This window comes from Pseudomonas taeanensis MS-3, from assembly GCF_000498575.2.
In the GTDB taxonomy this organism is placed as follows: domain Bacteria; phylum Pseudomonadota; class Gammaproteobacteria; order Pseudomonadales; family Pseudomonadaceae; genus Aquipseudomonas; species Aquipseudomonas taeanensis.
The window spans coordinates 567907-579508 of record NZ_AWSQ01000002.1 but is presented as its reverse complement, the minus strand read 5'-3'; the positions used below and the strand labels follow the sequence as shown (position 1 = coordinate 579508).

Here is an 11602-nt window from a genome sequence, read left to right as displayed (position 1 = left end):
GCACAGCGATACCCAGCTATCTTATGGAAGCGCGGCGTTGCTGGGGGTTTGTTGGGCCGCCGCCTGCGGCTAACTCACCTTGCATAAGCAAATAAACCCGCCCGGCTAATGCGCCACGCAGGCGGCTATAAACCATCCTTTTCCAGATGATCGAGATTGACCGGGTCGCCGGTGTGGCTGCCCAGCTTGGCACGGATATCGGCGAACATCTGGTCGTACTCCTGATGAGTACGCGCGATGAAGCTGGTATTGGTGGGCAGGCCGTGTTTCAAGGCAATCCGGCTGGCGACACTGGCGAAGTTGAACGCGGTGTCGCGATGCAGTTCGAACTGCTCCTCGAACGACGTGCCCGCCACTTCGCCAACCATGCGCATGTGCAGCATCGGTCCCTCAGCCGGGTCCTGGCGCACCTCATAGTGCAGATCGATGCTGAACTCAGGTTGCCCCTTCACTCCGGCAGGGTTGCTGCGATGCAGATGACCGGGCTCGAACATGCGGGTGCTCCTTCTGCGGATCATCACCGAGCATAGCCTCAAGTGGCCCGGACTGCCTCTTTAGCAACACAGTCAGGCAATCAATGCGACGCCGGCGCCTCGGCACGTTCCTGGACCAGGACCCAGGGCGCCACGACCACTGCCCAGAGCTGTGGATCGCGCGCCAGCAAGTCCTCGGCCCGCGCATCACCGAGCTTACTCAGCAGCCCTGCCTCCAGCCAGGCGGCCACTTTATCCTGGTCATTTTCCGCCACGGCTTGCGCTGCCACGATCAGATCCTGCGTGCTCTCGACCCACAGCAACGCGCCGCGGGCAAAGAAAGGTTGCAACTCCTGCCAACTGATTGGCGCAGTTTCACCAAGCAACTTGGCATATAGGGTGCTAGCTTGTTCAGTCATGGTATGCCTTGTGTGGATAGCCCGGTTTTCAATCGGACGCCATGATAACGCCGAGCAACTGACAGGCAAGTCCGCCTGACGCAGATGATCGGTTCGAAGGCACGCCGTTTTTCTATACATTTCTTACATTTAAGCGACATCCACGTACGTTGCCCTCGGCAGTCGGCTTTTCAAGGCGCAAACCAGCGCTCTACACTGTGCCGGTACAATTGCCGGGGGTATGACCGGGGATGCAACCCGGTTCTGCAGCTTTGGCCGCCAGAACTACAACAATGAAAAAACATAAGAGTGGAGCACTATGAACAAGGCTACTAAGCAGATCTCCAAACTGTTTGCCGCCATGGCCATGGCCGGCGTTGCCAGCTACTCCGTAGCGGCTGATACCATCAAGATTGGCCTGGCTGGCCCGGTTACCGGGGCAGTCGCGCAATACGGTGAAATGCAATTCGTTGGGGCCAAGATGGCCATCGAGCAGATCAACAAGGCCGGCGGGGTGAACGGTTCGATGCTCGAAGGCGTGGTCTATGACGACGCCTGTGATCCGAAACAAGCAGTGGCCGTAGCCAACAAAATCGTCAACGACGAAGTCAAGTTCGTGGTTGGCCACCTCTGCTCCAGCTCCACTCAGCCGGCGTCCGACATTTACGAGGACGAGGGCATCCTGATGATCAGCCCGGCCTCCACCAGCCCGGACATCACCTCGCGTGGCTATGAACTGATCTTCCGCACCATCGGCCTCGACAGCCTGCAAGGCCCGACCGCTGGCAACTATATTGCCGACCATGTCAAACCGAAGAATGTGGCCGTTCTGCACGACAAGCAGCAATACGGTGAAGGCATTGCCACAGCGGTCAAGCAGACCCTGGAAAGCAAAGGCGTCAAGGTTTCCCTGTTCGAAGGCCTCAACGCCGGCGACAAGGACTTCTCCGCCATGATCTCCAAGCTCAAGCAAGCCGGCGTGGACTTTGTCTACTACGGCGGCTACCACCCTGAGCTCGGCCTGCTGCTGCGTCAGTCGTCCGAAAAAGGCCTGAAAGTAGGCTTCATGGGGCCAGAAGGCGTGGGCAACAAGGAAATCTCGGCCATCGCTGGCCCGGCCTCCGAAGGCATGCTGGTGACCCTGCCGAAATCCTTCGACCAGGATCCGAAGAACCAAGCGCTGGTTGCTGCGTTCAAGGCCAAGAACGAAGATCCTACCGGTCCCTTCGTATTCCCCGCCTACGCTGCCGTGCAAGTGATCGCCGAAGGCATTCAGAAAGCCGGTGACACCGACACTGCCAAGGTTGCGGCCGCACTGCGTGCCAATACCTTCGACACCCCGACCGGTGCCCTGTCCTTCGACGCCAAAGGCGACCTCAAGGACTTCAGCTTCGTGGTTTACCAATGGCACCAGGACGGTACTAAAACCGAAGCGCCTCTTAACTAAGAAGACGCTTCACGCCTGAACCCAAAGCCCACTGCCGATGCAGTGGGCTTTGTTTATCAAAAGAATTCCGGTCTCACGCTGCGCCACAAGCGCCGCCTTGCGTGACGCGCCCAGGAGTTAGGCAATGCCTGATCTTTATCACTACCTGCAACAGCTGGTTAACGGTCTGACCGTTGGCAGCACTTATGCCTTGATCGCCATTGGCTACACAATGGTCTACGGTATCATTGGCATGATCAACTTCGCCCATGGCGAGGTGTACATGATCGGCTCTTACATCACCTTTATCGTGATTGCCGGGCTGGCCATGTTCGGCATCAACAGCTTGCCGATCCTGATGATCGCGGCCTTCGCCGGCAGCATCATCGTCTGCAGTGCTTATGGTTACAGCATCGAACGAGTCGCCTATCGCCCCTTGCGCGGCGGCAACCGCTTGATCCCGCTGATCTCGGCGATCGGCATGTCGATCTTTCTGCAGAACCTGGTCTTGCTGTCCCAGGACTCCAAGGACAAAGCCATTCCCAATCCGCTACCGGGAAACTTCGTGTTCGGTGAAAGCACCATGAATGGTGTGGTTATCTCCTACATTCAAGTGCTGATTTTCGTCGTTACCTTTCTGGTGATGGTCGGTCTGACGCTGTTCATCTCCCGCTCACGTCTTGGCCGCGCCTGCCGCGCCAGTGCCGAAGACCTGAAGATGGCCAACCTGCTGGGCATCAACACCAACAACATCATCGCCCTGACCTTCGTCATCGGCGCCGCTCTGGCCGCGGTGGCGGCTGTGCTGCTGGGCATGCAATACGGTGTGATCAATCCGCACCTGGGCTTCCTCGCCGGCATCAAGGCATTTACCGCCGCGGTATTGGGCGGAATCGGCAGCATCCCGGGGGCCGTACTCGGCGGCTTGGTACTCGGTGTGGCCGAGGCCTTCGGCGCCGACATTTTCGGCGACCAATACAAAGACGTGGTGGCCTTCAGCCTGTTGGTACTGGTGCTGCTATTCCGCCCGACCGGCATTCTCGGCCGTCCGGAGGTTGAAAAAGTATGAGTTCCGCAATTACGAAAAACCTCAAGATCGCCTTCTTCAGCGCCCTCTTGGTGCTGGCCGTGGCCTACCCGGTGCTCGGCCTGAAGCTGACCATCGTCGGCATCAAGCTGGAAGTCCAGGGTGCCAGTTCCGCCGCACTGTGGGCCATCGCTGCGGGCGCCATCGCCATGTTCTTTTGGCAGCTGTTTCGCAGCCAGTTGGGTACGGCCTGGTCCCATGCGCCCAAATTGCCTCGCATGCCGAGCCAAGCCAGCGACTTCCTCACCCAACCGTCTACCCAACGCTGGTTCATTCTCGCACTAGTACTGGTCGCGTTGTCCTGGCCGTTCTTCGGCAGTCGTGGTGCGGTCGACATCGCCACGCTGATCCTGATCTACGTGATGCTCGGCCTCGGTCTGAACATCGTGATCGGCCTGGCCGGTCTGCTCGATCTGGGTTATGTCGGCTTCTACGCGGTCGGCGCTTACAGCTATGCGTTGCTCTCGTATTACTATGGCCTGGGCTTCTGGGTATGCCTGCCGATCGCCGGACTGATGGCGGCGTTCTTCGGCTTTATCCTGGGCTTCCCGGTGCTACGCCTGCGCGGGGATTACCTGGCAATCGTCACGCTCGGCTTTGGCGAGATCATCCGCATCCTGCTGCGCAACATGACCTGGCTGACCGGCGGCCCCAACGGCATCAGCAACATCGACAAGCCAACCCTGTTTGGCCTGAGTTTCGAGCGCCGCGCCGCAGAGGGCATGCAGACCTTTCACGAGTTCTTCGGCACCGCTTACCAGTCGATCAACAAGGTGATCTTCCTTTATCTGATCGCCCTGTTGCTGGTGCTGATCACCCTGTTCGTGATCAACCGTCTGCTGCGCATGCCGCTTGGTCGCGCCTGGGAAGCCCTGCGCGAGGACGAGATCGCCTGCCGCGCGCTGGGCATGAACCCCACCGTGATCAAGCTGTCGGCCTTTACCCTGGGTGCCACCTTCGCCGGTTTCGCCGGTAGTTTCTTCGCCGCCCGCCAGGGTCTGGTGACGCCGGAGTCCTTCACCTTCATCGAGTCGGCAACCATCCTCGCCATCGTGGTACTGGGTGGCCTCGGCTCGCAGCTCGGGGTCATCCTCGCGGCCGTGGTGATGATCCTGCTGCCAGAGTTGATGCGTGAGTTCAGTGAGTACCGCATGTTGATGTTCGGCGCCTTGATGGTGCTGATGATGATCTGGCGTCCCCAGGGCCTGATGCCCATGCAGCGCCCACACCTGGAGCTGAAGCCATGAGCCGCCCGATTCTAGAAGTAAGCGGCCTGTCCATGCGCTTCGGCGGCCTGCTGGCGGTCAACGGGGTCAGCCTGGTCGCCAATGAAAAACAAGTGGTGTCGATGATCGGCCCGAACGGTGCCGGCAAGACCACGGTGTTCAACTGCCTGACCGGCTTCTACCAACCGACCAGCGGCAACATCCGTCTCGACGGCGAGCAGATCGAAGGCCTGCCAGGTCACAAGATTGCGCGCAAAGGGGTGGTGCGGACCTTCCAGAACGTCCGCCTGTTCAAGGACATGACGGCGGTGGAAAACCTGCTGGTAGCCCAGCACCGTCACCTCAACACCAACTTCCTCGCCGGCCTGCTGAAAACCCCGGCGTTTCGCAAGAGCGAGCGCGAGGCGATGGAGTACGCAGGGCACTGGCTGGAGCAGGTCAACCTGACCGAGTTCGCCAACCGCCCGGCCGGCACCCTGGCCTACGGTCAGCAGCGCCGTCTGGAAATCGCCCGTTGCATGATGACGCGCCCGCGCATCCTCATGCTCGACGAGCCCGCAGCCGGTCTCAACCCGCGCGAAACCGATGACCTGAAAGCCTTGATCCGTCTGCTGCGCGATCAGCACAACGTCACCGTATTACTGATCGAGCACGACATGAAGCTGGTGATGAGCATTTCCGACCACATCTTCGTGATTAACCAAGGCTGTCCACTGGCCAACGGTACGCCGGAGCAGATCCGCGACAATCCGGACGTGATCAAAGCCTATCTGGGGGAAGCTTGATGCTGTATTTCGACAATGTTTCCACCTTCTACGGCAAGATCCAGGCGCTGCATGACGTCAGCGTCGAGGTCCGCCAAGGCGAAATCGTCACCCTGATCGGCGCCAATGGCGCCGGCAAGTCGACCCTGCTGATGACTCTCTGCGGCACGCCGTGCGCGTCCAGCGGCAGCATCCGCTACCAGGGCGAGGAACTGGTTGGTCAGGACACCCCGCTCATCATGCGCAAGAGCATCGCCGTGGTACCGGAGGGCCGCCGCGTGTTTGCCCGCCTGACCGTGGAAGAGAATCTGGTAATGGGGGGCTTCTACACCGCCAAAGACGACTTCCAGGACCAGCTGGATAAGGTGCTGCATCTGTTCCCGCGCCTGCAAGAGCGCTTCGAGCAGCGCGCCGGCACCATGTCCGGTGGCGAACAGCAGATGCTCGCCATCGGCCGCGCCTTGATGAGCAAGCCCAAGCTGTTGCTACTCGACGAGCCATCACTGGGCCTGGCACCGATCATCATTCAGCAGATCTTCGACATCATCGAACAGCTGCGCAAGGATGGCGTCACGGTGTTCCTGGTCGAGCAGAACGCCAACCAGGCGCTGAAGCTGGCTGATCGCGGATACGTGCTGGAGAACGGTCGAATCGTCATGCAGGGCAGCGGCCAGGAGTTGCTGAACGACCCCAAAGTGCGCGACGCCTACCTGGGCGGTTAAAAACTACGCATTCGGCACATTTTTAGCCAACGCCACTATAGTCGTCTGACTAAACCGCTCTTCGGAGCGGTTTTTTTATCCGCGTTAACGCACCCCGGCCAGTTACAATGGCGGCCAACATTTTACCGATGACGTTGCCATGACCGACCCTATCCGCCTGTCCAAACGCCTGATCGAACTGACCGGCTGCTCACGTCGTGAGGCTGAGCTGTATATCGAAGGCGGCTGGGTAATGGTGGACGGGGTTGTGGTGGACGAGCCCCAGTTCAAGGTGCAGGAGCAGCGCGTCGAGTTGCATGCCGATGCCGTGGCCGCCCCGGTCGAGCCCGTCACCTTGCTGTTGCACATCCCGGCAGGGCACAACAGCGCCGAGCGTATTGCCGAAAGCATCAATCAGGACACGCACTGGGCGGAAGACAGCTCGGGCATGCGCACGCTCAAGAGCCACTTCGTCAACCTCAAACCGTGCATCCCGTTGCAGGCCGGCGCCGAAGGCTTGCACGTACTGACCCAGGACTGGCGCATCGAGCGCAAACTGCGTGACGACCAGAACAAACTGGAACAGGAATATGTGGTTGAAGTCAGCGGCCAGCTGAGCGCTAAAGACCTCAAGCGCCTGAGCCATGGCCTGGTCTTCAATGGCTTCGCGCTGCCCCCGTGCAAAGTCAGCTGGCAGAACGAAACCCGCCTGCGCTTCGCCCTGAAGAACCCACAGCCGGGACAAATCGTCTTCATGTGCAATGAAGTCGGGCTGAAAGTATTGAGCTTCAAGCGCATCCGCGTCGGCGGTGTACCGCTGTCAAAAGTACAGCCTGGCCAATGGCGTTATCTGGCCGCTAAAGAGCGTTTCTAAGCGCGCTTTCCCGCATCTACCTGGCAGCCAGGCCGAGTCCGGGCTGCCCACTACGTTTTCAGGACAATCTTATGATCAATAACGATGTACTGCGCAGCCTGCGCTACCTGCTCGATATCAGCGACGCACAAGTGGCCGAAATCGTCGAACTGGCTGGCCGTCCGACCAGCGAAGCCGAAGTCAGCGTGCTGCTGAAAAAGGACGACGAAGAGGGCTATCAGGATTGTCCGGATGAGTTGATGGCGCACTTTCTCGATGGCCTGGTAGTGTTCAAGCGTGGCAAGGATGACAGCCGCCCCGCCCTGCCGCTGGAGCTGCCGGTCACCAACAACATGGTGCTGAAGAAACTGCGGGTGGCCTTCGAACTCAAGGAAGACGACATGCATGCGATCATGCAGAGCGTCGATTTCCCAGTGTCCAAACCTGAAATGAGCGCGCTGTTTCGCAAGTTCGGCCACAGCAACTACCGCACGTGCGGCGACCAATTCCTGCGTAACTTCCTCAAAGGCCTGACCCTGCGCGTACGCGCCTGAGCCGCAACAAACCGACAGCGCAGCGCTGCATGGCGCTGCATTCCCAAGCGCAATAGTGGCTCCCGTAGCGCGGCCGCGCGCATAGGGTAGTGGCATCCCCTCCCACAAGGACTCGCCATGCACCCCTACTTCTCCCTGCAGGGCCGCACCGCCCTGGTTACCGGTGGCACCCGCGGCATTGGCAAAATGATCGCCAAAGCCTTTGTCGAAGCCGGTGCCCACGTGTATGTCTGTGCTCGCGATGGCGAGGCCTGCGCGCAAACTGCCGAGGAACTGTCGGCCTTCGGCAGCTGCCACGGCATCGCCGCCAACCTGGCCCACGAAGAAGGCGTGCAGGCGCTGGCCAGCAAGCTTGCCGCTGAAATCGGTCAACTGGACATTCTGGTCAACAATGCCGGTACCACCTGGGGCGCGCCGCTGGAAAGCTACCCGGTCAAAGGCTGGGAAAAGGTCATGCAGCTCAACGTCACCTCGGTGTTCAGCTGCATCCAGCAGTTGCTGCCGCTGTTGCGCAAGGCCGGTTCGGCCGCCAACCCGGCGCGGGTGATCAATATCGGTTCGGTCGCCGGCATCACTTCGCACGGTGAAGATGCCTACGCCTATGGGCCGAGCAAGGCCGCGCTGCATCAACTGTCGCGCATGCTCGCCCGCGAACTGGTCGGCCAACACATCAACGTCAACGTAATCGCCCCTGGGCGCTTCCCCAGCAAGATGACCCGGCACATCGCCGAAGATGCTCAAGCCATGGCCGAAGACTGCGCATTGATCCCGATGAAGCGCTGGGGCCGCGAAGAGGAAATGGCCGCCCTGGCGATCAGCCTGGCGAGCACCGCAGGCGCCTATATGACCGGGAATATCATCCCGATCGACGGCGGTTTCAGCCTCTGAGAGCAGCCAGTCGGCTCAGACTGAAGACTGCCTGCAAGCCCAGGACTGTCGGCTGCCTGGCCACTGGTCAGGCATACCGGCCGACGACTGCGGCCTTGCTAAGCTTAATGATTGGGGCAATCGCACCTCACGCCGCACCGACGGCAAGGAGGTAGGCCATGAGCATGGCTGACTGGCGCATGCAGGGCGTCGAATTTGCTACCTGCAACTGCAACTGGGGCTGCCCGTGTCAATTCAGCGCCCTGCCCAGCCACGGCAGCTGCGAAGCCGTGGTGTCCATGAGAATCGAACAAGGCCATTACAACGACACCAACCTGGACGAGCTGTGCTGGGTCGGCGTATTTGCCTGGCCGCGCGCCATCCACGAAGGCAACGGACGCTGCCAGCTGTTCATCGAGGACAAGGCCACGCCGGAGCAGCGTGAGGCGTTGCTGCGCATCCTCGCCGGCGAAGACACCGAGCCCGGTACGACCGTGTTCTCGGTATTCGCCAGCACTATCACGGAAATGCACGAGCCGCAGTTCGTGCCCATCGAGTTCTCGGTGGACGTCGATCAACGCGTGGCGCACACGCGAATTCACGGCGAACTCGAGGTGACTGGCGAGCCAATCCGTAACCCGATCACTGGCGAACAACAGGAAGCCAGGCTGACCCTACCCAAAGGCTTCGAATTCACCGAGGCGCAAATGGCCAGTGGCAGCTTCCAGACCCAGGGCGCGATCAAGATCGGCTCGCAAGGCAGTCATGGCCACTTCGCCCGGCTGCACTTCACCGGTCAAGGGGTGGTGCGCTGAGCCTGCCTGGTAGCTCCGAACGGCTCGCCCAGCGCCTGCCGCACTGGCCACTGCACAGGGAGCAGTGGCCAGTGCTGCTCTGTCTGTTGGCCCTGACTGGGCTGGCATGGCTGGTACTGCAACGGATGGCCGAGCAGATGGCAGCGTCGGGCGGCATGAGCGATCTGGCGATGGCCGGCATGCCGATGCCCTGGAGCCTCGCCGATGCGTTGCTGATGCTATCAATGTGGGTGGTGATGATGATCGGCATGATGCTACCCAGCGCCCTGCCGATGATCCTGCTCTACCAGCAGATGCTGCGCCGCTACCTTGCAACGCCGCAGCGCCATTTGGCCCTGCTGCTGTTCTGCCTGGCCTATCTAGTGGTCTGGGGCAGCTTCAGTCTGATCGCTACCGCACTGCAGTGGGGGCTGGATCAGCTCGCCCTGCTCAGTCCGGCGATGCGCAGCCAAAGCCGCTGGCTCGCTGCCGGCCTGCTGCTCGCTGCAGGCGTTTACCAATGGCTGCCGGGTAAGGCCGCATGCCTGGCGCACTGCCGTGGGCCGGCGCTGTTTCTCATGAGCCACTGGCGCCCAGGCGTCGCTGGCGGCTGGCGCATGGGCCTGAGCCATGGCCTCTACTGCCTGGGCTGCTGCTGGGCCCTGATGGGCCTGCTGTTCGTCGGCGGGGTGATGAACCTGCTGTGGGTGGCACTGATCGGCGCCTATGTGTTGCTGGAGAAGGTCCTGCCACACGGGCGCTGGCTCAGCCGACTCGCCGGCCTGCTGTTGATCGTCTGGGGATTCGCCTTGTTGCTGACTTAAGGCCACCTCGCGTTACGGGTAAGATGGCACTCTTCGCCACTGCTGACCGCGCCTCCATGTCCTACTCCGTCTCGCCCATCGGCTTCATCCGCTCCTGTTTCAAGGAGAAGTTTGCCATTCCTCGCCAACCGCAGTTGGCACCGGCCGCGCGCGGGGTATTGGAGCTGCTGGCTCCCTTCGACCAAGGCGAAGCGGTGCAGGGCCTGGAGCAGGTCAGTCATGTCTGGCTGTTGTTTCTCTTTCACCAGACCCTGGAAGACAAGCCGCGGCTGAAAGTGCGCCCACCGCGCCTGGGCGGTAATCAATCGGTGGGCGTGTTTGCCAGCCGCGCCACACATAGGCCGAACGGTATTGGTCAGTCGGTGGTCAAGCTCGACAGGGTCGAAGCGGGCAAGCTCTGGCTATCCGGCATCGACCTGCTCGATGAGACCCCCGTGCTCGACATCAAACCCTATGTGCCCTATGCCGACAGCGTGACCGATGCCTACAACCGCATTGCCGACAGCGCCCCCAGCCTGATTGACGTCGAATGGCAGGAGGCCGCGCGGGAACAGGCACATCTGCACGGTCTACGCCTGGAGCAACCGCTGATCGAGTTGATCGAACAGTGCCTGGCACAGGACCCGCGCCCGGCTTACCAGCAGCCACTGCCCGAGCGCAGTTACGGTACACGCCTGTGGGATGTCGATGTGCGCTGGCACTACCCGCTGCCAGGCCAGATTCGGGTGCTGGAGGTGGTCGCGGCCAGCTAGCAGGTTCATCTGCAGAGACTGGGCTGAGCGCGACCAAAACGCCACCTCGGCTTCAGCTACGCCGCGGATTCAGCGCCAGCACATCCGCCTCTATCACCTGCTGGCTGAGAATCAGCGGATTGACCAGCGGCCTGCTGGCGAGGAAATGCGCCGTCTGGGTATGCGCCTCGAACGCGGCTTCGTCGTGGTAGAGCTCATACAACCAGACGAGATCGGGATCACTGCGATCACGCAACACATCGAAGGTCACACAGCCCGCTTCGTCGCGCACCGACGCCGCCGCATTGATGGCCATAGCCTCGATGAAAGCATCGAAGCTGTTGGGTTTGAGTTGGGTTTTGAGTAGCAAGCAGTACACAGGGCGCTCCTTTTTGTCTTATATTCATCGTGAATTGTATACAAATTGGAGTACAGATAAATGCTCGAACGCCCCAGCCGCCTCAACGGCCTGCGCCACCTGGCCCTGCTGGTACCGAACCTGGAGGCCTGCGAACGTTTCTACGTCGATGTTCTCGGCATGCAGGTGCTGCACCGCGCCAACGACGACCTGGTCTATCTGACCTGCGGCAACGACAATCTCTCCCTTGGCCGCGCCTATGCCGAGAGCAGCGGCGTGCAGGCGATGGATCACTACGGCTTTATCGTCGACAGCGTGGAAGAACTGGAGGCTTGGTACCAGTACCTCAAGGCTCAAGGTGTGACCCTGCTGGATCGGCCCTTCGATCATGGCGACGGTGCTCGCAGCTTCCACCTGCTCGATCCCGCCGGTAACAAGGTGCAACCCATCTACCACCCAGCCGTCTCCGGGCAGCGCTTCAGCCCACCAGAAAAGGCCTGAAACGCGCTCACGAAAAAGCCCGCCGAAGGGCGGGCTCGTTCATCA

At 60.7% G+C, this 11602-nt stretch carries 15 protein-coding genes; 12 read left to right on the top strand and 3 right to left on the bottom strand.

Annotation, left to right across the window (positions count from 1 at the left end):
- Positions 1-125: 125 nt before the first annotated feature.
- Positions 126-494 carry a DUF5064 family protein gene (locus tag TMS3_RS10740; RefSeq protein ID WP_025165282.1) on the bottom strand — a complete coding sequence of 123 codons (369 nt, stop codon included), beginning with the start codon at positions 492-494 and terminating at the stop codon, positions 126-128.
- 80 nt (positions 495-574) lie between these two features.
- Positions 575-892 carry a DUF2288 domain-containing protein gene (locus tag TMS3_RS10735; RefSeq protein WP_025165281.1) on the bottom strand — a complete coding sequence of 106 codons (318 nt, stop codon included), beginning with the start codon at positions 890-892 and terminating at the stop codon, positions 575-577.
- A 298-nt stretch (positions 893-1190) separates the two neighbouring features.
- Between TMS3_RS10735 and TMS3_RS10730 the strand changes: the two genes are divergently transcribed.
- The 11 genes from TMS3_RS10730 to tsaA all read left to right on the top strand — a co-directional run bounded on the left by TMS3_RS10730 (position 1191) and on the right by tsaA (position 10719).
- Complete coding sequence (locus tag TMS3_RS10730; protein WP_025165280.1) at positions 1191-2318, top strand: branched-chain amino acid ABC transporter substrate-binding protein; 1128 nt, start codon at positions 1191-1193, stop codon at positions 2316-2318.
- Between the two features lie 124 nt (positions 2319-2442).
- Positions 2443-3366, top strand: a complete 924-nt coding sequence (livH, locus tag TMS3_RS10725; protein ID WP_025165279.1) for a high-affinity branched-chain amino acid ABC transporter permease LivH — start codon at positions 2443-2445, stop codon at positions 3364-3366.
- A gap of 8 nt (positions 3367-3374) precedes the next feature.
- On the top strand, positions 3375-4631 hold the full coding sequence (locus tag TMS3_RS10720) for a high-affinity branched-chain amino acid ABC transporter permease LivM (protein WP_025165278.1): 1257 nt from the start codon (positions 3375-3377) through the stop codon (positions 4629-4631).
- Complete coding sequence (gene livG, locus TMS3_RS10715) at positions 4628-5395, top strand: high-affinity branched-chain amino acid ABC transporter ATP-binding protein LivG (protein WP_025165277.1); 768 nt, start codon at positions 4628-4630, stop codon at positions 5393-5395. Before TMS3_RS10720 ends, livG begins: the two co-directional genes overlap by 4 nt.
- Positions 5395-6096, top strand: a complete 702-nt coding sequence (locus TMS3_RS10710) for an ABC transporter ATP-binding protein (protein WP_025165276.1) — start codon at positions 5395-5397, stop codon at positions 6094-6096. Before livG ends, TMS3_RS10710 begins: the two co-directional genes overlap by 1 nt.
- 139 nt (positions 6097-6235) lie before the next feature.
- A complete protein-coding gene (locus TMS3_RS10705) occupies positions 6236-6949 on the top strand; it encodes an rRNA pseudouridine synthase (RefSeq protein ID WP_025165275.1) in 714 nt (237 codons plus the stop codon).
- A gap of 71 nt (positions 6950-7020) precedes the next feature.
- Entirely contained in the window at positions 7021-7482 is a 462-nt protein-coding gene (locus TMS3_RS10700) for a YehS family protein (RefSeq protein ID WP_025165274.1), read from the top strand.
- 117 nt (positions 7483-7599) lie between these two features.
- Entirely contained in the window at positions 7600-8370 is a 771-nt protein-coding gene (locus tag TMS3_RS10695; RefSeq protein WP_025165273.1) for an SDR family oxidoreductase, read from the top strand.
- A 158-nt stretch (positions 8371-8528) separates the two neighbouring features.
- Complete coding sequence (locus TMS3_RS10690; protein ID WP_025165272.1) at positions 8529-9164, top strand: DUF1326 domain-containing protein; 636 nt, start codon at positions 8529-8531, stop codon at positions 9162-9164.
- A 71-nt stretch (positions 9165-9235) separates the two neighbouring features.
- Positions 9236-9967: a DUF2182 domain-containing protein gene (locus TMS3_RS10685; RefSeq protein ID WP_025165271.1), complete on the top strand. Its 732-nt coding sequence runs from the start codon at positions 9236-9238 to the stop codon at positions 9965-9967.
- Positions 9968-10023: 56 nt separating this feature from the next.
- Positions 10024-10719: a tRNA (N6-threonylcarbamoyladenosine(37)-N6)-methyltransferase TrmO gene (gene tsaA / locus TMS3_RS10680; RefSeq protein WP_025165270.1), complete on the top strand. Its 696-nt coding sequence runs from the start codon at positions 10024-10026 to the stop codon at positions 10717-10719.
- A 52-nt stretch (positions 10720-10771) separates the two neighbouring features.
- Here the strand turns inward: tsaA and TMS3_RS10675 are convergent, their stop codons facing one another.
- Positions 10772-11077, bottom strand: coding sequence for a putative quinol monooxygenase (locus tag TMS3_RS10675; RefSeq protein WP_025165269.1), 306 nt, complete (start codon positions 11075-11077; stop codon positions 10772-10774).
- A 60-nt stretch (positions 11078-11137) separates the two neighbouring features.
- On the opposite strand from TMS3_RS10675, the gene TMS3_RS10670 reads away from it, so the two are divergent.
- A complete protein-coding gene (locus tag TMS3_RS10670; RefSeq protein WP_025165268.1) occupies positions 11138-11557 on the top strand; it encodes a VOC family protein in 420 nt (139 codons plus the stop codon).
- Positions 11558-11602 lie beyond the last annotated feature (45 nt).

What these genes read in the sequence shown, in the direction of transcription:
- TMS3_RS10740 (WP_025165282.1), bottom strand. Translation starts at nt 494, where the DNA reads ATGTTCGAGCCCGGTCATCTGCATCGCAGCAACCCTGCCGGAGTGAAG.
- TMS3_RS10735 (WP_025165281.1), bottom strand. Translation starts at nt 892, where the DNA reads ATGACTGAACAAGCTAGCACCCTATATGCCAAGTTGCTTGGTGAAACT.
- TMS3_RS10730 (WP_025165280.1), top strand. Translation starts at nt 1,191, where the DNA reads ATGAACAAGGCTACTAAGCAGATCTCCAAACTGTTTGCCGCCATGGCC.
- livH (WP_025165279.1), top strand. Translation starts at nt 2,443, where the DNA reads ATGCCTGATCTTTATCACTACCTGCAACAGCTGGTTAACGGTCTGACC.
- livG (WP_025165277.1), top strand. Translation starts at nt 4,628, where the DNA reads ATGAGCCGCCCGATTCTAGAAGTAAGCGGCCTGTCCATGCGCTTCGGC.
- TMS3_RS10710 (WP_025165276.1), top strand. Translation starts at nt 5,395, where the DNA reads ATGCTGTATTTCGACAATGTTTCCACCTTCTACGGCAAGATCCAGGCG.
- TMS3_RS10705 (WP_025165275.1), top strand. Translation starts at nt 6,236, where the DNA reads ATGACCGACCCTATCCGCCTGTCCAAACGCCTGATCGAACTGACCGGC.
- TMS3_RS10700 (WP_025165274.1), top strand. Translation starts at nt 7,021, where the DNA reads ATGATCAATAACGATGTACTGCGCAGCCTGCGCTACCTGCTCGATATC.
- TMS3_RS10695 (WP_025165273.1), top strand. Translation starts at nt 7,600, where the DNA reads ATGCACCCCTACTTCTCCCTGCAGGGCCGCACCGCCCTGGTTACCGGT.
- TMS3_RS10690 (WP_025165272.1), top strand. Translation starts at nt 8,529, where the DNA reads ATGAGCATGGCTGACTGGCGCATGCAGGGCGTCGAATTTGCTACCTGC.
- tsaA (WP_025165270.1), top strand. Translation starts at nt 10,024, where the DNA reads ATGTCCTACTCCGTCTCGCCCATCGGCTTCATCCGCTCCTGTTTCAAG.
- TMS3_RS10670 (WP_025165268.1), top strand. Translation starts at nt 11,138, where the DNA reads ATGCTCGAACGCCCCAGCCGCCTCAACGGCCTGCGCCACCTGGCCCTG.